14 protein-coding genes are annotated in these 21,436 nt (G+C 45.1%); 4 read left to right on the top strand and 10 right to left on the bottom strand.

Annotated elements, in window-relative coordinates:
* Positions 1–46 precede the first annotated feature (46 nt).
* Both MD588_RS13270 and MD588_RS13265 read right to left on the bottom strand, forming a co-directional pair.
* The gene (locus MD588_RS13270; RefSeq protein ID WP_265697907.1) at positions 47–382 is read right to left on the bottom strand and encodes a bactofilin family protein; all 336 of its coding nucleotides are present in this window, start codon (positions 380–382) and stop codon (positions 47–49) included.
* An 8-nt stretch (positions 383–390) separates the two neighbouring features.
* Positions 391–1,341, bottom strand: a complete 951-nt coding sequence (locus MD588_RS13265; protein WP_265697817.1) for a M23 family metallopeptidase — start codon at positions 1,339–1,341, stop codon at positions 391–393.
* A gap of 219 nt (positions 1,342–1,560) precedes the next feature.
* Between MD588_RS13265 and MD588_RS13260 the strand changes: the two genes are divergently transcribed.
* A complete protein-coding gene (locus MD588_RS13260) occupies positions 1,561–2,661 on the top strand; it encodes an efflux RND transporter periplasmic adaptor subunit (RefSeq protein ID WP_265697816.1) in 1,101 nt (366 codons plus the stop codon).
* The gene (locus tag MD588_RS13255) at positions 2,661–5,828 is read left to right on the top strand and encodes an efflux RND transporter permease subunit (RefSeq protein WP_265697815.1); all 3,168 of its coding nucleotides are present in this window, start codon (positions 2,661–2,663) and stop codon (positions 5,826–5,828) included. Before MD588_RS13260 ends, MD588_RS13255 begins: the two co-directional genes overlap by 1 nt.
* 176 nt (positions 5,829–6,004) lie before the next feature.
* Here the strand turns inward: MD588_RS13255 and cydB are convergent, their stop codons facing one another.
* The 3 genes from cydB to MD588_RS13240 all read right to left on the bottom strand — a co-directional run bounded on the left by cydB (position 6,005) and on the right by MD588_RS13240 (position 9,758).
* The gene (gene cydB, locus MD588_RS13250) at positions 6,005–7,003 is read right to left on the bottom strand and encodes a cytochrome d ubiquinol oxidase subunit II (protein WP_265697814.1); all 999 of its coding nucleotides are present in this window, start codon (positions 7,001–7,003) and stop codon (positions 6,005–6,007) included.
* A gap of 8 nt (positions 7,004–7,011) precedes the next feature.
* Positions 7,012–8,385: a cytochrome ubiquinol oxidase subunit I gene (locus MD588_RS13245; protein ID WP_265697812.1), complete on the bottom strand. Its 1,374-nt coding sequence runs from the start codon at positions 8,383–8,385 to the stop codon at positions 7,012–7,014.
* Between the two features lie 509 nt (positions 8,386–8,894).
* On the bottom strand, positions 8,895–9,758 hold the full coding sequence (locus tag MD588_RS13240) for a GNAT family N-acetyltransferase (RefSeq protein ID WP_265697811.1): 864 nt from the start codon (positions 9,756–9,758) through the stop codon (positions 8,895–8,897).
* A 495-nt stretch (positions 9,759–10,253) separates the two neighbouring features.
* Between MD588_RS13240 and MD588_RS13235 the strand changes: the two genes are divergently transcribed.
* Both MD588_RS13235 and MD588_RS13230 read left to right on the top strand, forming a co-directional pair.
* Positions 10,254–10,742, top strand: a complete 489-nt coding sequence (locus MD588_RS13235) for a L,D-transpeptidase family protein (RefSeq protein ID WP_407676568.1) — start codon at positions 10,254–10,256, stop codon at positions 10,740–10,742.
* A gap of 177 nt (positions 10,743–10,919) precedes the next feature.
* Positions 10,920–11,186, top strand: a complete 267-nt coding sequence (locus MD588_RS13230; RefSeq protein ID WP_265697810.1) for a hypothetical protein — start codon at positions 10,920–10,922, stop codon at positions 11,184–11,186.
* Positions 11,187–11,196: 10 nt separating this feature from the next.
* Here MD588_RS13230 and MD588_RS13225 read toward each other — a convergent pair whose 3' ends face one another.
* The 5 genes from MD588_RS13225 to MD588_RS13205 all read right to left on the bottom strand — a co-directional run bounded on the left by MD588_RS13225 (position 11,197) and on the right by MD588_RS13205 (position 21,110).
* Entirely contained in the window at positions 11,197–13,965 is a 2,769-nt protein-coding gene (locus tag MD588_RS13225) for an EAL domain-containing protein (protein WP_265697808.1), read from the bottom strand.
* A gap of 280 nt (positions 13,966–14,245) precedes the next feature.
* Positions 14,246–16,216 carry a diguanylate cyclase gene (locus MD588_RS13220; RefSeq protein ID WP_265697807.1) on the bottom strand — a complete coding sequence of 657 codons (1,971 nt, stop codon included), beginning with the start codon at positions 16,214–16,216 and terminating at the stop codon, positions 14,246–14,248.
* Between the two features lie 265 nt (positions 16,217–16,481).
* Positions 16,482–17,936 (bottom strand): HD-GYP domain-containing protein, encoded by a 1,455-nt coding sequence (locus MD588_RS13215; protein WP_265697806.1) that lies wholly within the window; start codon positions 17,934–17,936, stop codon positions 16,482–16,484.
* A 94-nt stretch (positions 17,937–18,030) separates the two neighbouring features.
* Entirely contained in the window at positions 18,031–18,474 is a 444-nt protein-coding gene (locus MD588_RS13210; RefSeq protein ID WP_265697805.1) for a DUF805 domain-containing protein, read from the bottom strand.
* Positions 18,475–18,752: 278 nt separating this feature from the next.
* Positions 18,753–21,110 carry an ATP-dependent helicase gene (locus MD588_RS13205; RefSeq protein WP_265697804.1) on the bottom strand — a complete coding sequence of 786 codons (2,358 nt, stop codon included), beginning with the start codon at positions 21,108–21,110 and terminating at the stop codon, positions 18,753–18,755.
* Positions 21,111–21,436: the final 326 nt, after the last annotated feature.

The raw sequence follows: 21,436 nt of genomic DNA, 5'->3' as shown, positions 1-21,436 counted from the left end.
TCCGCCCCTTCTCAAAGATCGCTTCCGAACACCACTTATTGCAACTTTACTCGTTTACCGCTCGCGATTGGTGCTTCTTATTCGCCGGTTTTGAACTCGCTTTATCTTTCGGTGTTAACTCAACGACTTGCTTCTGCTCAGCCGGATGGGTGCTGCCAAAGAATTTTCCACCGCGCTCTATACTCAAATTGTCACTGTAAATAGTGCCGGACACGACACCCTTTTTGAGGATTTCAATCGTATTGGCACAGCAGGTCCCTTCAATCAGGCCATTAACAACGATCTTGTCTGCATAGACTTCGCCTTTCAAATGCCCTGTATTACTCACGACCAAGTTCTTCTCAATACGAAGTTTACCTTCAATCACACCATCAACCTGAATATCACAAGTTAACTGGAGCTCTCCAGTAATATTGCATCCCTTTGCGATGACAGTTGTAGTTGCATGCTGACTCGCTGTTCCACTTTGTTTATTAAAGATGCCCATTTGATTTTTCTCTCTTTTTCGAAAATAAGTTCAAAGTTATCCATTCCCCAGTCAACAAAAGAGCTCGGATCCAGAGCCCGCCCAACGAAACGGATTTCATAATGTAAATGTGGTCCTGAGGACAAACCTGAGTTCCCGGAATAGCCAATCAAGTCCCCTTTATTTACAAAGTCACCGCTACGAACAGCGAATTTTTTTAGGTGGGAATATGACGACGTAAAACCGAAAGAATGCTGCAGCCTCAAAAAGTTCCCCGAGCCCTTATTACTAGGTCGCACGGTCTCTACGACCCCGTCGGCAGGGGCGTAAATCGGCGTGCCGATGTTGACCGCAAAATCCAAGCCTCGATGCATACGCTTCTTCCCGGATACCGGATGCTTGCGCACTCCAAACTGAGAAGAGCGCCTCGCATTCTTGACAGGAGAACCATTGGGTAAGCCATCTAAAACAGCTATTCTTACTGCCGAGTTGATCGCTGCCACATCGAGACGAGTCTCCAAGCGAGCATCGTTATCGGTACTGACACCAAGTAAATTTTCCAGCTCACCCAAACGATCTGAAACGGTACTCAATCGTGTTTCTCGCTCATCTAAATCACTTTCCAGATCTGATTTAAGCTGGTTGAGTACATCAAGCTCTTCACTCATTGAATAAGACTGTTTTTCCAGCTCTTCTTGTTTTACCTTGGCAAAGTCGACCTCATTGACCAGGTATAACATCGCGCCCACTGTCACCAGGGAAGCAACTAAGACAAAATAGCCAGCCAAGCGCAGACGCTTCTGTGACTTTCTTCCAAGATGAAACTGCCTCGATCCGTTAACCGAGGATACTGAAATTGTTATACGTTCCTTCATGACATTGCATTTCTTAGCAAGTTTCCTAGTCTCAATGCGACCATTTACCGGGCTCGCTTAAGATAGATGTTTATATTATTGAGACATCACACGTAAAACCCACAGCAAAGCTGTTTATTGCTAGTACATTCAGCTTACTAATCATACGATTGAGACTATAAACTATCATTAACCCATAACGTAACAACGCCTACATTTTGCTGACAAGGACAGTGGCAGATGAAACCATTAAACATACACCTTGCAAGAAAACCCTGGATTATTTCAGCAATCATTCTGCTCGCCATTGGACTGTGGTTGTTAAGTGGCACGTCAGATCAAAGTGAAACCACAGAACCCTCAACATCAGAATCGTCCCCCCAAAAAACAGCACCTCTCGCTAAAGTCGTTGTAACGTCCTTTACCAGCAGTCCAATCACCCGCTCTATATCACTCTATGGTCGAACAGCTCCTGACCGACAAGCTACACTGGGAGCAGAAGTTGCAGGGACCGTCGAGAAACTCTTAGTTCGCAAAGGGCAACGAGTTCAAGCAGGACAGGCCCTGGTGAGACTGGATAAAGCGGATCGGGTTATTCAATTGCAGCGAGCACAGGCACAACTGCGGGTAAAAAACAAAGAGCTTAAAGCGGCAAAATCATTACGGGAAAGAGGATTACAAGGCGAAGTTGCATTAAGCAAGGCGGAGGCCGCTCATATCGAAGCAAAATCGTCAGTCAAAAACCTAGAGCTAGCACTAGAAAATACCCTAATTAGTGCTCCTTTCGATGGCATTGTCGAAACACTTCATATTGAACAAGGAGACTATCTTGGTATTGGTGACCCCATTGCTTCCATTGTCGATCTCGATCCTCTTGTCATTAATGCCGATGTCAGCGAAAAGCATATACAACAAATTTATAGTGGCCAGAAAGCCAACATATCGCTGGTAACCGGCTTCAGCACAGTTGGCACGCTAAGATATCAGGCCACTATCGCCTCACCGCAAACCAATACCTTTGCCATAGAGCTAGAAATACCCAACCGCGAAATGACGCTCTCAGCAGGGATCAGTGCCGAAGTTGAGTTGGAGCTGGATACCCAGCCTGCAATCAAAATAACGCCGTCAATGCTTGCGCTTGATGAGGCCGGAAATTTAGGGATCAAAACACTGGTCAATGAAAATCGCGTGAGTTTTGTTCCCATCTCTATCGTAAAAGTTGAGCCAGACGGCGTTTGGCTAGGTGGTGTAGAAGAGACCGTCGATGTTATCACTGTTGGCCAGGGGTTTGTTCGCGATGGTGATAATGTTGTTCCTGTTCGCCGCGCAGGGAATGAATAATGTTTACAATAATTAATGCAGCACTAAGCCGCACCCGCACCGTAATCACCCTACTCGTACTTGTACTTATTGCGGGCATGGTGATGTATCGCATCATCCCCAAAGAATCCAACCCGGATATCACAATACCGATTATCTACGTTTCTGTTGCTCACCAAGGCATAAGCCCTGAAGACTCAGAGAGATTGCTGGTCCGCCCGCTAGAGAAGGAGCTCCGCTCTATCGAGGGGATTAAAGAAATGAGTGCGACGGCTTCTGAAGGCCACGCATCGGTTGTGCTTGAATTCAATATTGGGATAGATCTCAACGAGGCGTTAACTGATGTTCGGGAAGCGGTTGATATCGCAAAAGTAAAACTTCCGGCTGACAGCGATGAGCCCACAGTGAATGAAATTACATTGGCCAATGTCGACCCCGTCCTGTCTATGGTGCTGTATGGTACGGTACCGGAACGTACAACCATCCAAATTGCGAGGGAGCTACAAGATAAGCTTGAGAGCTACCGCCAGATCCTCGAAGTCGATATCGCCGGCGACAGAGAAGATGTCGTCGAAGTACTCGTCGAACCATTACTGATGGAGAGTTACGGCCTCGATCAGAACGATGTATTCAACTTGGTATCACGCAACAACCGAGTAGTCGCAGCAGGATTTATTGACAGTGGCTATGGTCGTTTCTCGGTTAAAGTCCCCTCAGTATTTGACTCACTAAAAGATATACTGGAGCTCCCCATCAAGGTTGACGGCAATAAAGTCGTTACCTTCGGCGATATTGCTGCCGTAAGACGTGCATTCAGGGATCCAGAAAGCTTCGCCCGCCTTAATGGGCAGCCAGCCATCGTCCTAGATGTAAAAAAACGCTCCGGTGAAAATATCATCGAGACAGTAGAAATAATCAAAGCGGTTGTGAAAGCAGCGCAACAACAAGAAGCATGGCCAGATAACCTGCTGGTAGAGTACACGCTAGATCAGTCAAAAGATGTAAAAATGATGCTGAGCGACCTACAAAACAATATCTTGTCCGCCATCATATTGGTCGTTGTCGTCATTTTGGCGGTACTCGGAGCACGAACCGCTGTTTTGGTCGGTATTTCTATTCCTGGTTCTTTCCTCACCGGTCTGCTTGTGCTGGCAATGAGCGGCCTAACCGTAAATATTATTGTTCTGTTCTCTTTGATCATGGCCGTCGGAATGCTCGTCGACGGTGCCATTGTTGTTACCGAATATGCCGATCGTCGCATGCAAGAAAATGTTCCTCGCAAGGAAGCCTATCGTGAAGCAGCTAAACGAATGGCATGGCCTATTACTGCCTCAACGGCAACAACGCTCGCCGCTTTTGCCCCCATGCTCTTCTGGCCAGATACAACGGGCGAGTTTATGCGTTTCTTGCCCCTGACTCTGATAGCAACCCTAAGTGCATCATTGGTCATGGCGATGTTTTTTGTTCCTGTTCTCGGCAGTGTCATCGGAAAGCCCCGTTATATCAGCCATGCCGAACGACAACATATGATAGCCGTTGAAGAAGGACGCTTCGATCAAGCCCAAGGGCTAACCCGCCTTTATCTTCGCAGTTTAGCCGTGGCCATTCAGCACCCGTTTAAAATTCTAATCAGTGCACTTTTAATGGCTGTACTAGTCGGCCTGAGCTACGCTCAAGCAGGATTGGGCGTCGTCTTTTTCCCCGAGGTTGATCCACCCCACTTCTCTATCAAGGCCCGCTCCCACGGAGATTTATCTATCTATGAAAAAGATGCCCTCATGCGTGAAGTGGAAGCAAAAGTGCTCGGTACGGAAGGAATTAGCAGTGTCTATACCCGCACAGGCGGAAACGATGAGATCGGCCAAATACAGATTAACCCGCTAGATTGGCAATTTAGAGCCCCCGTCAAAGACATTATTGCAGAGCTGCGCCAGAAAACAGCTGACTTGGCCGGCATCGAGCTTGAGTTTAAATTTCCGGAAGCCGGTCCGCCAAGTGAGCACGATCTAGTGATCGAAGTTTCCGGTCGCGATAACACCGCGATACCAGCGGAAGTCGTTAAAATTCGTCAGTGGTTGGAATCCCAGCCTGAATTTACCAATATCTCTGATACCGGCACTAAACCCGGTATTGATTGGGAAATAGATATAAACCGAGATGATGCTGCTCGGTTCGGTGGCGATGCAACGCTCGTTGGCAATACCGTACAGTTTGTAACTAACGGCCTTAAAATTGGTGAATACCTGCCAGACGATACCGACGAGGAGGTCGATATCCTTGTTCGCTACCCGGATACCAAGCGGGATATTGGTCGCTTTGATGAGCTAAGAGTGAAGACCGCTTATGGGTTAGTGCCCATTACCAACTTCTCGACTGTCTCTCCGTCCCCAAAACAAAATGAAATTAGTCGTATGGACGGAAAACGAATACTTGAAGTGATGGCTGATATTGCTCCAGGCTACAACCTCAGCCTTGAACTCCCCAAAGTACAAGCCGCTATTGACCAAATGGCGCTCGGTGATGGTATTACTGTACAACTACGCGGGCAGAATGAAGAGCAGGCAAACTCCTCAAGCTTCCTGCAGTCTGCATTCATCGTTGCCTTAGCGGTTATGGGGCTGATCCTTATCACCCAGTTCAACAGCTTCTACCAGGCATTTCTGATTCTAAGTGCCGTGTTATTTTCAACTGTTGGCGTTTTCCTGGGGCTGCTGATATTCCAGCGGCCATTCGGTATCATCATGTCAGGTATTGGTGTCATTGCACTAGCCGGCATTGTCGTAAATAACAATATTGTGCTAATTGATACCTATAACCAGCTGCGCCGAAAAGGCTACGATAAAACCCTCGCGATTATGCATACCGGGGCCCAGCGATTACGCCCGGTATTGTTAACGACCATTACCACGATATTGGGTCTGATGCCGATGGTTCTAGAGATGAACATCGACCTGCTCAACAGGAAAGTGGAATTTGGTGCTCCCAGTACCCAATGGTGGTCCCAACTGGCCACTGCTATTGCTGGCGGACTGACTTTTGCTACCCTGCTAACGTTGATCCTGACACCCTGCATGCTAATGCTGAGTCGAGATAAATCTCAGAAAGCCCAGTCTCAACCACCGCCTCTCTTGCAGCAAAAAGAGCAAGCACGCCAAGAGGTGTCGATGAAAATAGAGGAAGCTTGCTAATTTCTGGCCATGCCCCTGCAGATATCCTGCAACGACTAACGCTGCAGGATGTCTGCTGGATTAATTCATTTAGATGATGGCCCAACGAATAATTGCGGCAACAAACGCAAGGCTCAGCACACCACCTAGCCACAATGCCGTAAACCACAGCCATCGTTTCATACAGGGAGAGATCATTAATGATACCCCTCGTCTTCACTCAGTTTTCCACGGAAGACCCAATACGAATAGGCGGTATAGGCAATGATTAGCGGCAATAAGATCACCGCCCCACTGAGTAGAAACTTCAGGCTAGTATCTGGTGCGGCCGCTTCGACGTAAGTCAGACTGTGAGGGACTATATAGGGATAGGTACTAACACCAAAGCCGATTGAAGCAAGCAGAAATAAGCCTAAACAGGCCAAGTAGGCCTTTAGGGGTTTATGCTCAATCAAATCCTTAAACAACAAATAGACCAGATACCCCGATCCCGCAGGGATCAGCAAAAACAGTAAGGCTTGTGGAAAAGAAAACCAACGAGCCGCAATTTCACTATTCCCCAAAGGCAACCAGATACTGAGAATCCCCACCATCACCACCAAGACGAGTGCACACCGTTTCGCTGTTGCGTAATACCGCTGCTGGTAAGGTTCTGGCAACTTGATCAACAGCCAGCAAGCACCAAGCAGGGTATATGCTGCGATGGTCACGAAACCGCAAAATACGCTAAACGGAGTAAACCAATCAAACCAGCCACCGCTATATTGACGGTCGACAACCTCTATTCCCTGTAACAGTACTCCCAGCATCATGCCCTGAGTGAAGGTCGCGACTAGCGATCCTATAAAGAACGAACTATCCCATAAGAACTGCCCCCGCCGAGTTCTGAAGCGATACTCGAAGGCAACACCTCGAAAAATTAGCCCAAGCAGCATCATCGTTAACGGTGCGTACAAAGCAGGCATCACGACGGAATATGCCAAAGGGAATACCGCAAATAACCCACCACCACCGAGTACCAACCAGGTTTCGTTGCCATCCCAGACCGGTGCAACGCTATTCATCATCAGATCTCGTTCTTTGACTGAATCCCCGGCCACAAACAAAATACCAATACCCAGGTCGAACCCATCGAGGGCAACGTAAGCCAATACAGCAACAGCGATCAGAACATACCATATCAATGCATAATCCATATGGCCTCCTAAGGGTTTAAATGAGTTGTTGTCGTAATCGTCGAACTACCACCTTTCAGCTCCTTCTCATATTTGGTTGGTGACTTTCGCATTAGCCTGAGCAAATAAAAAAAACCGGCGCCAAAGACAGTAAAATAAACAATAACAAAGGCAGCCAGCGATACACTGACAGCAGCGGCATCGACAGGAGAAATGGAGTCGGCAGTGCGCAGCAGGCCATAAACTGTAAATGGCTGGCGGCCAACTTCTGTGGTAACCCACCCGCTGATAATCGCAATAAAACCGGCAGGTGCCATGGCCACGCAACATCGGTGGAACCATGACTGATAATAAAGCTCCTTTTTCCTTCGTAGCCATAGACTTGTTAACCCAACCGCCAGCATCAGGAAGCCAATCACGACCATCAGGCGAAAGCTCCAAAAGACAATACTCACTGGTGGATGCTCATCGTCAGGAAACGCATCCAAGCCAGTTACTTCACCGTTCCACTCATGCTTGAGGATTACACTTCCCAGGTGGGGGATTGCGATTTTATAGTCTATTGTCTTGTTTTCTTCATTAGGAAGACCGAACAATATGAGAGGGGCGCCTTGTTGCGTTTCATAATGCCCCTCCATCGCCGCGATTTTAGCGGGTTGGTGTTCTAAGGTGTTCAAACCATGTAGGTCGCCGACAACCACCTGAATAGGCGTGACAATCGCCGCCATCCACATCGCCATCGAAAACATCGTCCTGGCTAAATGGTTATTCTGAGAACGAAGCAGATGGTACGCCCCGACCCCGCCGACGACAAAAGCCGTCGTCAGGTATGCCGCCAACACCATATGGACCAAGCGATAGGGAAATGAGGGGTTAAAGACAACTTCCCACCAATCTTCTGGAACAAATTGGCCCAGTTCATTGACAGCATAACCCGCAGGCGTCTGCATCCAGCTGTTAACCGACAGGATCCAGAATGCTGAAAACAAGGTACCGAACGCAACAATTGCTGTTGCCAGAAAGTGGAGTTTTTTCCCAACTCGGTTCATACCAAACAGCATCACCCCAAGAAAGCCCGCTTCAAGAAAAAATGCTGTAAAGACTTCGTACCCCATCAACGGACCGAGCACAGGCCCGGTTTTATCAGAGAAAACACTCCAATTTGTCCCAAACTGATAGCTCATAACAATACCGCTGACCACGCCCATTCCGAAGCTAATCGCAAAAATCTTTATCCAGTATTGATAGAGTTCGATGTATTTATGCTGGCCGGTTTTAAGAAACAAACCTTCAAGAACCGCAAGATAGCTTGCTAGACCAATAGTAAATGCCGGAAATATAATGTGAAAAGACACTGTAAAAGCAAATTGAAATCTTGCCAAGTCAACAGCGAGTTCGTCCATCATTGCTCCTTAACCTTAACTGATAGTTTTTGCTGTGCAGTTTAGGCAACTACTTTTCATGTATAGGCACACCAGGCCATCTATGTAGTTACCTTATACGGTTAAAGATAAATTATGGTTCAACTGGGCATTCTCAGCGATATTTACAAATAAAAATACAACTAAATCTTAACTGGATGAACACCAAAATAACGATATGATATTCCCCGCAACAAAAGTTAATAATGACAAGAGCTATAAGCTCATCATTTAACAATAATTTGTCAACATTGTTAACTCGACTGTTTAGCCCTTTCGATTATTAACTCTCGTTTTATTTTTATATTGGATTGGTTTCTTCTAGACGCTAAGTTACACCCAAATCAAACAAGCACGGCGTTGATGTACAATTAGTTTTATTTACTGAAATATAAGAAGTTAAGTCAGCCTTGTATATTCACTTTATATAATCAAACTAATCGCCATATATATAAGCCCAATTTATCAGCCTTGCTTGTCTACATTATCACTCACACGGCTAAGCTTTCTACGGAAATAATGGGATCTTGGTAGCTGATAGTGAAACCGTCATCCATCAGTTCTTCAATGACATCATCATTCATTTCAACAAAAGCTTCGCTGAGAATATCACAAATGGCCTCACCACCAGCGGTTAAAGCTAGCGCGGAAAACCAAGGCTTGAGGCGAATATTCATTGTTAATAATGTGCGGTGTAGAGACGCCATATCACTTCGGGCAATATTAACAATGGTATTAGCTAAGCTCGCCGCAATGCCCATGCCACGAAATTCCGGTTCAACATATACCGTATGGAGAGAGAGTTCATAACACAACTCGGACAGGTGGGATGGAAAACGATGATCTTCAATATAACGACTAAACATAGCCGTGGCGATAAGCGAGTCTTGTTGATACACCATCAGTGCAACATCGTTTTCAGGATGATGTTGCCGGCTTAGCGGTGAATCCATCATATAAGCTCCACTCAACATATCGAACTGCTCGGAAGCCTCACTCAGATGGCATAGCTCGTCGTTAACATCATCAAGAGGCCGAAGCAAAGTCACCGTATTGCCGACATTCAGTGTTTCCGTTAACTGCAGCATTGAAAGGGTTGCTATTGGCGTTAATCTGATGTCTTCATAGCCTGGATGAGAACGGTGGCCTGTCGCCATAGGCTGGCCTGAGGTATCGACCCAATAGACATCTTCATCATTACTAGTTGCCAGGGTATCAAATATATAGACTTTCTGCTTATCATCGTTCGACCATGAAGATGCCTGCAACACGGCTTCTTGCCAATAACGACAAGAGTGACGCAAGTTAAAGGAAAAGTCTTCTTGAAGATAAATTTGATAACGATTTTTTTGCATGAAACGAAACCTGTCAATACTAAAGCAGCAAACAACCACTTCAAAGCCGCTCAAATACTATCAAATTAGTTTCAATTAGAATGGAAAAACATTGCAAGTTGTGACACATGATTTATTCGGTGCAGATAAACGTCATTATTCTATCGCTCAAGCCAAGACCCGCGACAATTAATTGACGACAAATAATTGACGAAAAAAAACTTACAATCTGAGCAATTTTTTTATTATTTTCATTTCAATGCATTGATGAATCAGCGCTCAAAAAACGAGCAGGCAGACCTCAAAATATTCACAAGTAGAGTTGATTACTAATCTATCATTTATTAAAGTTCGTTATATCAGAGCAATGTCAAGAACACGAAATACCTTGCGCTAAGTTACAAATTATAACGACTAGAAAATAAAGCATGGATGCTTATGAAATATCACTTCGCCTCCCTACTTTTATTTTTCTATTTAAACACTTAAAACAAACTTATAATAATTAAGAAGTTAATGAAAACTATAATTGTATTTATATTACTGGTCTTATCTCAATCTGTACTGGCATATAGTGATCGACCTACCGCTGATCTCGTGTTAGTAAAAAAATCTGAACGAAAAATGTTTTTGATCAGAAACAATCAGATTTTTAGAGAATATCCAATTAGCCTCGGAAAGCAACCTGTTGGTCACAAACAACAGCGCGGTGACTATCGAACACCAGAAGGTCTATATACCATTGATTTTCGTAATCGAAAAAGTCGCTTTCACTTAAGCTTGCACATTAATTACCCTAACGAGCAAGATGTGAGAAATGCCAAACGACTTGGTGTCAATCCTGGAGGCGACATCTTCATCCATGGGTTACCCAATGGTAAGAATAAACCGCTACTGTACCAAGGTGTCGATTGGACGCGGGGATGCATTGCCGTTAATAATCCTCAGATCAGAGAGATTGCAATGTATGTCGCCGACGGTACGCCAATAAGAATTGCGCCATAGCTGCCAATATAAAACAGGGCAACATTTGCCCTGTTTTCATCCCTCACCTAATAAATCATTCAAAACCCTACCTATAACCCCTAATCTCCAAATGTGACCACCAATAGATAACTCTCGACACAATGGTTATCCTCACCATCAAACCCGAGATGGAGTCATATTAACCGGGAGAAGTAAATGTTCAGAGAATCGCCAGAAAAATCACCTAAGACAAGGGAGAATGATCAGATACTAATGCAAGTTGGTCTATATCAGACAGTCACTGTTAGTTCTGGACACGAGCAATACAACCTTCTTGCTCCTGGCAATGAGTTTCACCAATCGCTTTACCACACAGACTCCAGAAGCCCAGACGATTTCATCACTCGAACCGAGCATTGCCTCTATACATTGGCCTGCGGTAACACATCATCTCAACTTAAAGAGATGCTAGTTGCTGTTTAGGCTTTTGTACTCACAAAACGTGTTCAGATTTTATCGGCCCGGCAAGAGCAAAGCGCAAGCCGTCTTCAGCCGACATTGGCTTATAGAAGTAGTATCCCTGGAGTTCATCTACATTGAGAGCCTGTAGGGCCAACTTCTGGTTCTCGGTCTCTACTCCTTCAGCAACCATCTTTAACCCCAAGGCATTAGACATACTGACAATGTTACTCACCAAGATTTCGCCCTGATAATCAACACCAATCCGCCTCACAAAACTCTGATCTAGCTTCACCACATCCAACGGAAACTCGCACAATGAATTCAGTGCTGAATACCCGGTGCCAAAATCATCCAAAGCCAACTTAACCCCAATCTTCTTAATCAGCTGCATTCGGTGAATCACCTTCTTGGCCGATCCAATCAGCATACTTTCTGTTATTTCGATCGTTAGGTTCTCGGGTTTAATTTGATACTTCTTAAGGACAGATTTAATCAAGGGTATCAGTTCAGAGTGAGAAAAGTGTGGGCTCGACAAGTTTACATGTACCGATAGCGGACTCAGTCCATGATTGTGGCGCAGGTCGTTCACCTTCGCCAAAAATTCACAAGACTTCTCTAAAATCCGGCTACCCAATGCAATAATCAGTTCACGGGACTCAGCCATAGGAATAAATCGCGCAGGTGATACCTCACCCAGCTCAGGGTGCTGCCATCGCGCCAATGCTTCAAAGCCACATATTTCCTCAGTTGCAGCACAAATAATAGGCTGAAACTTAGGATAAATGTCTCCATCGCGAATCGCCTTGACCATATCACGTTGGATCACACTATGGCTTTTGAGTTGCTCGAAGGTACCTCGATTCAATAGCTGAATACGTGTCTTCTGACTTCCAGCACGATACGTCGCATATTCTGCGGCATTCATCATCTCTTCTGCAGATGCAATCATGGGGGTTGCAAGCACTAAACCTACCGACACCGACAGTCGCACCTCAACGCCTTCAACGATTAATGGCTGCTCTAGTGCTGCGATAACTTTCTTGGCGTAACGATATGGGGCAAAACGACTGTCTGTATTTAAAACAAACACAAATTCACTTTCGGCTACACGCCCCAAGATCCTGCAATCAACTCTGTGCTTTAACTCCCTTGTCAGTGCAACCAATATCTCATCAGCCATTTGATGGCCAAATGCGCCAGCCACGATATTAAAACGCTCTATCCTTATATAGAGCAACGATAAATAGTCGGAGCTAGGCCTTCGATGCCTCTCATATAATTTCTTCTTGAGTACCTCGAACAGCGTTTGACGGTTAACCAATCCTGTTACTGCATCGTACTTTTCCAACTGCTTAATTAGCCCTTCCTGCACTTTCTGCTGGCTTACATCTTTAATAGAAAGCATCAGAGCTTCGCCATTTTGTTGCTTAATTGGCGTTATCTCTAATTTACACGCAACAAGGGTGCCCTCAGCAGACAGCATATCGGTATCGAAGTGTCTAGTCCCCTCCGCAACGGCCTGACACAGAGGTTCAACCTGGCAATATTCCCGACTCGACTCCGAGCAGAGATTCAATAGCGGTTGTCCAATAAGTACTTTTCCTGAGGGGTAATGCAATATGGTGGCAATCGTGTCGTTTGCATCCACTATTTTCCCATCAAGCACCATCAACAAGCCAAGGTTACTGTTGCGATATAAGGCTTCAAATTTCTCGGCCACATCACTTAGCGCAGAATGGGTATAGGATGATTTAGTGAGAATTTGGTTAATAACCTCGCCAACCATCGAAAATTCGTCATTGCCTTCCACAGGCATTCGAGTGCTGTATTGATCCTTGACCAAGGCTTCAAGTCCCTTTTCCAAAGCCAAAAAGCGACTACCTACCTTACGCCGAAAGGCAAGCAACGTCAGGATTCCAATAACAACGGCCGCGGCAAACATCGCAATTGCCAGCGAGCTAATAAGTTGGTTACCGCCTTGAACAATAGAGCGTGGTTGACTGCTTTTCAATATTGCCAATGGCTTACCATTTATATCCTTAAGGACAACACACGCCACTAAGCTTTTACCTTCATTCTCTACTTGAATGGATGGAAAAATTTTACCTGCAATATTGTCTTTTGCTGTAACCAGCTCCAGGGTATTTTCCGCCGAAAGAATGGCACTGTACCGACTCGGGAAAATAGTAGATAAGTAACGTCCCCATATTAGCCAACCGCCAACAGGGCTGTTAGCCAGGCTATTTCGAATTGGGGTAATACTAACAATCAGTACCTTGTCATCAATAGCCATTAGACCAGCTAACTCTTGCTCAACAGAAGACTGACCAGCCCGTATTGATTTCAAAATGCGGCCCAGCCCCTGAGACGACAATAATTGGTGAATGATCCCAGAAGGGATGTCGGTAGATAGCGACTGATCGGTTACCATCGTGCTCTCGACAACCTTCCCTTCTCGATTCAGAAACAACATCAAATCGAGGTCTAAATTCTTAAGGCCGTCATAATATAAGTTACGCTCCTGATAGGCATCGTCACCTTGAGTAACAAGGTAGTAGCTTTCATCCCAGTTTGCCCAATCATGGGCCCGCTCTCCCTGGTTCCGAACCACTATATCGATGACGGATTTAGCTTGGGTACTGTACTGGAGAATATGCTGCCGCTCTATCTCATTGAGATTCAACAAAAAGAAATAGCGAGCACTGAATAAACAAAGGGCTGCAATGGCAAACAGACCGACACCAAACAACAGTGCTGTTCTCGTACTCAGTTTGACAGGTGCAAAATTCTTTATTCTCATTACCAATTAGTACTTACTTTTTAATGCTTATGAGGAATAACAATTTAGCAATTATAGCAGCATCGAATTGTGATTAATGCTGGTTGTTGTCAAAGATAGTGACTCAACAGACCAGTGAAGGACTTATACCAATCAGCATCGGTATGGGAGCATTCTTGCGCAATTATCTGAACACTTACTCATCCCGATTGCTATTACTCCTAGCCAAAATATTCATTTCAGCGACAATAACTGGGGGGATTAAGATGGGGCACATAAACTAGAGCCATGACCATGGTAATCAATTTGATCCTGTTGCTAACTGATAACCATTGCGGCCTGACGATTTAACGTTATATAACGCTTTATCGGCATCAACCAGCATAGGCTTCCATCCCTTCTGCAAAGAATCTAGTGTGGGGGCAAATACCGCACCGAGTGACGCTGTCACAGCTATATCTCCAGAGCTCGTTAAGAAGGTTTCATCAGCAATCACGCGTCGCAAACGCTCTAATACTGTATTCGCTTCATGTTCATTCGCTTTTACAACCAGAACAAACTCCTCTCCCCCCCAACGAATGATAAGATCATCTGTCCGAGTGGCCCCTTTTAACCGTTTAGCAAGTAAAGTCAGGACCTGGTCCCCACTGTCGTGCCCTAGCCTGTCATTGATCATTTTAAAATGATCAATATCGAGCACTACAATCAAAGCTCCAGATTCAAAAGCTCCTGATGCTGCTGAGTCTAACCAAGACTCCAAATAGCGACGGTTATAAAGCCCAGTCAATGGATCTTGCATTGACTGGGTGGCTAATTCAGCATTAGTCTGCTCCAACGCAACATTGCTTCGGCTGATATTGCTATAACGACGGAAAAGCAAATACAAAACGAGCAAGATAAAACCACTACCAATTCGAAGCATATTTTCACTTGCTTCTTGCTCGGCTAAACGTGCTGTTTTTAAAGAGTTTTCGGTTTTCAACAATACGATTTCCTGCTCTTTGACCCTTGCCTCAAAGCGCTCTTGCAAGTCAAACAACTCCTTTCTTCGCACATCAAACAAGTACTCTTTACCATCTACGGCATATTGCTTGTAATACTTCAGTGCCTGTTTATAGTCTCCGGCGGATTCATAGATGTCAGCGATAATGTTACTCACATAAATGTACCCTTTGCGGTCACCGCGCTGCTCATACATGTTCAGTGCATAGAAAGCATGAGAGAGTGCCTTATCTATCTCCCCAATCAATAAGTAAGACTCTGCCAAACTTTCATTACAGTTAGCGAGTCCCCTTGGCTCATTGTAGGATTCAGCTAATTTTAAACAGGCCTTTGCACTTTCAATAGCCTGCTCCGGCTCGTTATGGTCGAACTGTACTGCTGACAAATTCATGAGAGCCGTTAATTTTACTCGATACGAACTCGTTTTTGCCGCCAGTTTCATCGCTTGTTGAATATGAAAAACACGTTTCTCCGGTCTTTCGAGGTATTTATCAATAACACTGGCATTGATATGGAGAATCGCTTCCGCGAATGGATTAGAAAAGCCTTCTTTACGGTATAATGCTAGAGCTTTGTTAATATAACGGTCTGCCTTCGGCCACTCTTCCATCCGAATATAAACCGATGATATGTTTGATAAAACCCTAGCCAGTTGCAGCTTATCCCCGCAGTCTGAAAAAATATCATATGCATCTTGATAATGTTGTAACGCTCGCTTGTATTCAGAACGGTCAACATAGACATTTCCCTGCCATTTTAGAGCACGAGCTAACAAAGAATGGTATTCAAGCGCTTGAGCCGAATTAACAACCTCTGAAAGCATGGATACAGCTAAGTCATAATCGCGCTTATCTACCAGATCTGCCGCTTCATATAACAGCGCTTCTGCAATCATCCACTGGCTATTCGTCTGCTCTCCAAGATCTCTTAGTTCGGCGATATATCCCATCGCCTTAGTCTCATCGTCACCTTCGGCCTGCTCGATATTGTATTGAATTAACAAGTATATAGCTTGTCGTACTGGAGAGCTTTTGGGATCTAATTTATTTACCAGTTTTCGTAGGCGCAACTCAGCTTTTTTAGGGGTAATAATCGATTGTGCATACAAATCGAGGTATGGCTGATCTTTGCCGGTAGCCATTGTTTTCAAAAATTGGATACAAGGCAGGTTGTTACTCTCATGAGCAGCATAAGATACGTGAGGAATAAGTACAGCAACGAGCAATAGTAGTCTCGAAAAGTGTGCTATCAGCTTAGAAGGTGTCGGCATAAAACTCTTTACAGATTAATAATCGAAGTTATTCCCTGAACGACATTCCATCGTGGCTATTAGTACCAGACATTGTATTACAAATACAAACACTATCCGTCAGATTCTGTCAGTAATTTTAATAAATGCCGGACACATCATTCATTCCCAACGCCATTCGCCAATAAAATGACCAAGGCTGAGTTATTACTCTAAAAAATATGAAACAAAGATAACAGCAAGATAGGTTGTTGCTTAAAGTACCTTGTAATCAATAAATAATACTTTAAGCAACCAAAGCTTCTTCATCTTGATAAGTACTGGCGATTTGAACAAATTCGCTCTCACAGGCTAAAAATGCCTTAACCACCAGCGGATCAAAGTGAGTACCATTGCCCTCGAAAATAATCGATTTGGCTTTTTCATGGCTAAATGCTGGCTTATATACACGTTTCGAAATCAGTGCATCGTAAACATCAGCCAACGCCATCAAGCGCCCTGATAACGGAATTTGTTCACCCGCTAAACCTCGCGGATACCCACTGCCATCCCACTTCTCATGATGGGTGAGCGCAATTTCACGCGCCAGTGACAAAAAGCTGCAACTCCCCATCTGATTTTCGGCCGTCGCTATCGATTGAGCACCAATCACAGTATGGTTCTTCATGGTTTCAAACTCTTCATCAGTCAACTTCCCCGGCTTAAGTAAAATCGCATCAGGGATACCAACCTTACCAATATCATGCAGCGGCGCTGACTTATACAACAACTCAACCCTTTCCTCTGTTAAGTAGCCACGATATTCCGCTTGCTGCTTAAGCTTGTTGGCCAGTGCTCGTACATACTCTTGAGTTCGAAGTATATGTGCCCCGGTTTCATTATCACGAGATTCAGCCAGAGCTGATAAACCGACAATAGCTACATCACGTGTAAGGTTAACTTCTTCATAACTTTTTTCCAATCGTCCCAACATTTCATTGGTGTAATGAGCAATAACCCCCATTTCGCCATGCTGTACAACAGGTACCCGTACCGATAGATTCCCGCTAGCCGCTTTCTCCAGTACCTGTTGCTGACTTGCCAGCAACATACGCATGAGTTTCAACCATTGGTACATGATCGAGACGGTATAACCGACAAGCACAACGGCCACAAAAACAAACTCTTTCACAATACTGACAATCGCGGCTTCGGAGCCATATACCGTAATATTTTCAGCCATCCAACGAACATCTTTCAACACGATCATCCCTAGGATTGTTGTCAGTAACGCCACAACAAATAGCACCATTGCAGCCATTTGAAACGCAATAGAATGACGATAACGTTGCAACACCGTCAGGTTTGTCATTTTGATCTGAGTCGGATAATGCAAGATCTGCCTGAACAACGAGAGATCAAGACTGATCAGCACACCAAGACTGCCAATGCCCAGCAGCACTTTTAGCAGGCTTTCTGCCGGAAAGTGGTGATAGTAACTGTACCAAGCAGATAACCCGATGGCACCTAATACAAATACCACCAGATTTTTAAGCGTGAAATGGCCATCTTCACCATTTTTTCCCCATGCCGTACGGAGGGCAAACATTAGAAAAAAAGTCAAAGAGGCGTACAAACTGGCTTGCCAGCCTGAGAGGGTATCGAGAAATGGACATACTCGCCCACCGTATAAACTGAAAATCCCTGCAGCTAAAATATAATGAAGGCCGGTCCGTCGAGTCAGTTGTTTTTCTGTATTCATAGCATTTTATTATTAGTATTAGTTTGTTGTAGTTTAACGAAATGCTATCAGCATTTCACCTCACAACAACACGTTCACAGAACCAACACGATACTCACAAACCTACACCTTTTTTCTTTGCCATCATTGCTGTCGGTATAAACAGTAGCAAGAGAAATATAACCAACATGAATGAACTTACTGCTTCCCGAGATACAATTATCCCTAGCAATATATCAACGATAAAAATAGCCAGCACCATTCTCCAACCCGGTAGCCCCATATCTCGAATCCGTTTAGCTGTTATATTCAACTTGGCATAGATAAACAGTGCCAAGACAACGGAAAATACCAGCGTAACAGGAGTTGTCCCCTTCTGATGCATCGTTTCCTGAGCTTGTTGCAGATCACCACCAAGCAAGTGCTCGCCAGCACCAATAAATAACGCCATCACCAAGCCAAACACAACCAACAGTACAGTCAGCAACACGATATAACCCAAAAAAGCCAGTCGCTGCAGCTTACCGCGCTGCACTTCACCTAATATTGCCGTAATCATGATCATGCTCCTACCTGCTTCGCATGCTATAGAGCCTAGTTGATCTTGGTGACGAAAAAAGCGAAGCAAACAAAAAGCCACCAAAGTAGTGGCTTTTGCTCTTCTCTGGTTCAACCAAGAGAAACGTTGGTTGTTATTTGTACAACCAATCAATGTTGCATTATGTTTAGCTATCTCGGTTTCAGCCCCTAGAGAGTAGCCACATTATTTTTAATCTTGAAAATGACAGTCGGCAAAAAACTCGATATCACTCGAAGCTATTATCTAGGGTGTGTCCCTCATCGCCTGACCCGGCTTCTGGCATTGGCAGCCACGATCAGCCTGTTAATCAGTACTTTTTGCTTGGTATCTGATGCCGTACTCAGTTCGCGAATAACACGGTTGATTTCTGAATCCAGATATTTAGCCGTTTTGGTACGGATCATTGCATTAATTACCTTCTCAGCATTCGTCGGTAACGGCTGTCGCAGTGCCCAGTGATAGCTATAGTCCGCATCTTTCTCCAAAATGCAGCTCTCCGAAACACTATTCTGTAAAGTCACTACATTCCGTGCCTTCTCCACAACAGGCGCTTGTACATCACCTTCTCGTCCAAGATGCTTGTAGTACTCCTCAACAACAGGTGATTTATGATGTGGCAATTGACCCTGCTGATAGAGTTTTGGCCCTAGTTCTTTAGCCAGTTCAACCTTTGCTTCTAAAACAAATGTACTGGCATTGGTGGCTTTCGCTGTCTTTTGCTCGGGTTCAGTGTAGTAGACCATCGCCTGCTGTTTGGCTCGTGTTAGCCCGACATAGGCCAACCGGCGCTCTTCTTCAACATCGGCAGCAATACTTCCGGCCGACTTGTTCATATACGGAAAGGCGTCTTTATCCCAGAACGGCAGGTGAACGTGATTATATTCACAGCCTTTCGCCCGGAAGATGGTTGTTAACTGTACCCCGGCAGACTCTGTGTCCGCCTGATTAGCCTGACCGGATTGTTGCGCCGAGTGCTGTGCCGATTGTTGGGTATAGTACTCAAAATACTGCAACGCCTTGGCACAGTTTTGATCCATCGACTCAAGCACAGTTGCCACACTATCCAGCCTCTCGATAGCCTCTTCAATTTCTGTTGCCGTTGCTTCTGTCTTCCATATCCAGTTATCCAAACCGCTTTCGTTACGGTACTGGTTATAGACATCCAGAGCCTTGAAGCTTCCCTTGCGCTGGATGCGCACCAGCAGCTCTAACCGCTCAATCAGGTTATCCAGCTTCAGACTGCTGTTGGCCTTGTCATAACGGGCGATAAATACGCCCCAGTTAGAGGGTTCCATCCCCGCGAGTTGATCACATAGTGGACGAAGCGACTTATTGGGAACATAGCAATGGGGAAAGCTGAGCAGATTGAACAGCAATAGCATTTTCTGCTGAGCCGCCATCTGTTCGTATCGGCCTGTCGCCAGCGACATCAGCTCAATCAGCAATTTCACTTCGCGACTGTTAGCCAGTACCGATGGTACCGGCATTTGATAAGGTATTTGTTTACTCAGGAAGGCCAGTTCAAACAACAAGGTTTGCGACCAGCGTCGCACCAGGATAGCTATCTCTGAAGGCTCCCCTCCATCACTGATATATTTTTGTACCGATTGGGCGATCTCCCCAACCTGGCGAGGAGAGCCCGACAACTCTATACCGGTGTCACTCACGCCTTCATCCGAGATAGTCAAAAAGTCATCAAAGCGCTGCTTATTGTTGGCAATCAGGTGGCTTGCCGAAAGTGCAAGGCTATGCCCGAACCGGAATGTACGAGATAAGGTATAGGTCGTAGCCGGAGCAAAATCATTATCGAAGTTGAGCATAAACTGCGGTGCACTACCGCGCCATTTATAGATACACTGATCAACATCCCCCACGGCAAGAAGCTGTGCCTCGTGGCCAAGTAGCTGCTTCAGCAGGCGATATTGCGCCGTATTGATATCTTGGAATTCATCAACCACCACCAGCTTACAGTTCTGGTGATAGTGCTGTCTGATAGCCTGCGAGTTTTCCAGCATCTTTACCGATTCGACTAGCCAGTCGTCAAAGAACAGTACCTTGTGCTGCTTACGCAAGGTTTCAAACTGTTCATAGGCATCAATAATAAACAGGTAATCACGGCTTATTTCCGACATTTGAAAGACCTCTCTCGGCGGCAGCATATACGCCTTCACCAAACCGACAAAACTCAGCAATAGCTCAATTGTTTTTGGGTCTTTAATCATCTGCTGGCGCTGGTAGCCTTTTTCTCTGCCAGCAACCTCTCGCAATACCATCTTGACCAGCGACTTATCACTTTCTCCGCTCTGGTAATCGATGCGATAACCCGTTTCACGAAGAAAGCCCGTCTGGTTTAGTAGCTTCAGGCAAAAACTATGAAAGGTATGAACCGGTACATTTTGCGAAATACCTTTAGCCTGCAGCTTTTGCTGAAAATCACTGCGAATATCACGGTTGAACATCAGCACCAGCATTTCAGCGGCAGGGATCTGCGCCAGTTTATTTTCAATCAATCCCACTAAGGTCGTGGTCTTCCCCGTCCCTGCGCCGGCGATACAGAGTGCATTACCTGTTTGATGGTTGATAAATGCTGTCTGTTCGGGTGTATAGCGCGTCATAGTGAAAGTTGAACCTGGTAAACCATAAGGTTGGTGATTTTGCCATAATTCCCCAGCCTTGGCTCCGTTAATTACCGCTTAGTCACCAGGAATGATTAGTGGTTAGGCAATTCCAAAAACTAAATTTACGCAAACGTTTGCTTTAGTTGCTGAAAGGCATAATCAGTTCTGCTATTATCTGCCCCAGTTACAGGCTAAGCCACTTTACCTACACCGTAAAACGGCTTAGCTTGCATGGTTTTATACTCAAGTGAGCTCACTCTGAATCCTGCACTTTGAGATCACTTCGGTATATCTTCGTCTCGACTATTGAAATAGGAATTCAC

The sequence above is a fragment of the Photobacterium obscurum genome, from assembly GCF_026191635.1.
In the GTDB taxonomy this organism is placed as follows: domain Bacteria; phylum Pseudomonadota; class Gammaproteobacteria; order Enterobacterales; family Vibrionaceae; genus Photobacterium; species Photobacterium obscurum.
The sequence above is the reverse complement of the archived record's forward strand: the minus strand, read 5'-3'. Positions and strand labels throughout refer to the sequence as shown.

Bases quoted from the DNA above. Each gene is read 5' to 3' on its own strand.
- MD588_RS13265 (WP_265697817.1), bottom strand. From the start codon at position 1,341: ATGAAGGAACGTATAACAATTTCAGTATCCTCGGTTAACGGATCGAGG.
- MD588_RS13260 (WP_265697816.1), top strand. From the start codon at position 1,561: ATGAAACCATTAAACATACACCTTGCAAGAAAACCCTGGATTATTTCA.
- MD588_RS13255 (WP_265697815.1), top strand. From the start codon at position 2,661: ATGTTTACAATAATTAATGCAGCACTAAGCCGCACCCGCACCGTAATC.
- cydB (WP_265697814.1), bottom strand. From the start codon at position 7,003: ATGGATTATGCATTGATATGGTATGTTCTGATCGCTGTTGCTGTATTG.
- MD588_RS13245 (WP_265697812.1), bottom strand. From the start codon at position 8,385: ATGGACGAACTCGCTGTTGACTTGGCAAGATTTCAATTTGCTTTTACA.
- MD588_RS13240 (WP_265697811.1), bottom strand. From the start codon at position 9,758: ATGCAAAAAAATCGTTATCAAATTTATCTTCAAGAAGACTTTTCCTTT.
- MD588_RS13235 (WP_407676568.1), top strand. From the start codon at position 10,254: ATGAAAACTATAATTGTATTTATATTACTGGTCTTATCTCAATCTGTA.
- MD588_RS13230 (WP_265697810.1), top strand. From the start codon at position 10,920: ATGTTCAGAGAATCGCCAGAAAAATCACCTAAGACAAGGGAGAATGAT.
- MD588_RS13225 (WP_265697808.1), bottom strand. From the start codon at position 13,965: ATGAGAATAAAGAATTTTGCACCTGTCAAACTGAGTACGAGAACAGCA.
- MD588_RS13220 (WP_265697807.1), bottom strand. From the start codon at position 16,216: ATGCCGACACCTTCTAAGCTGATAGCACACTTTTCGAGACTACTATTG.
- MD588_RS13215 (WP_265697806.1), bottom strand. From the start codon at position 17,936: ATGAATACAGAAAAACAACTGACTCGACGGACCGGCCTTCATTATATT.
- MD588_RS13210 (WP_265697805.1), bottom strand. From the start codon at position 18,474: ATGATTACGGCAATATTAGGTGAAGTGCAGCGCGGTAAGCTGCAGCGA.
- MD588_RS13205 (WP_265697804.1), bottom strand. From the start codon at position 21,110: ATGACGCGCTATACACCCGAACAGACAGCATTTATCAACCATCAAACA.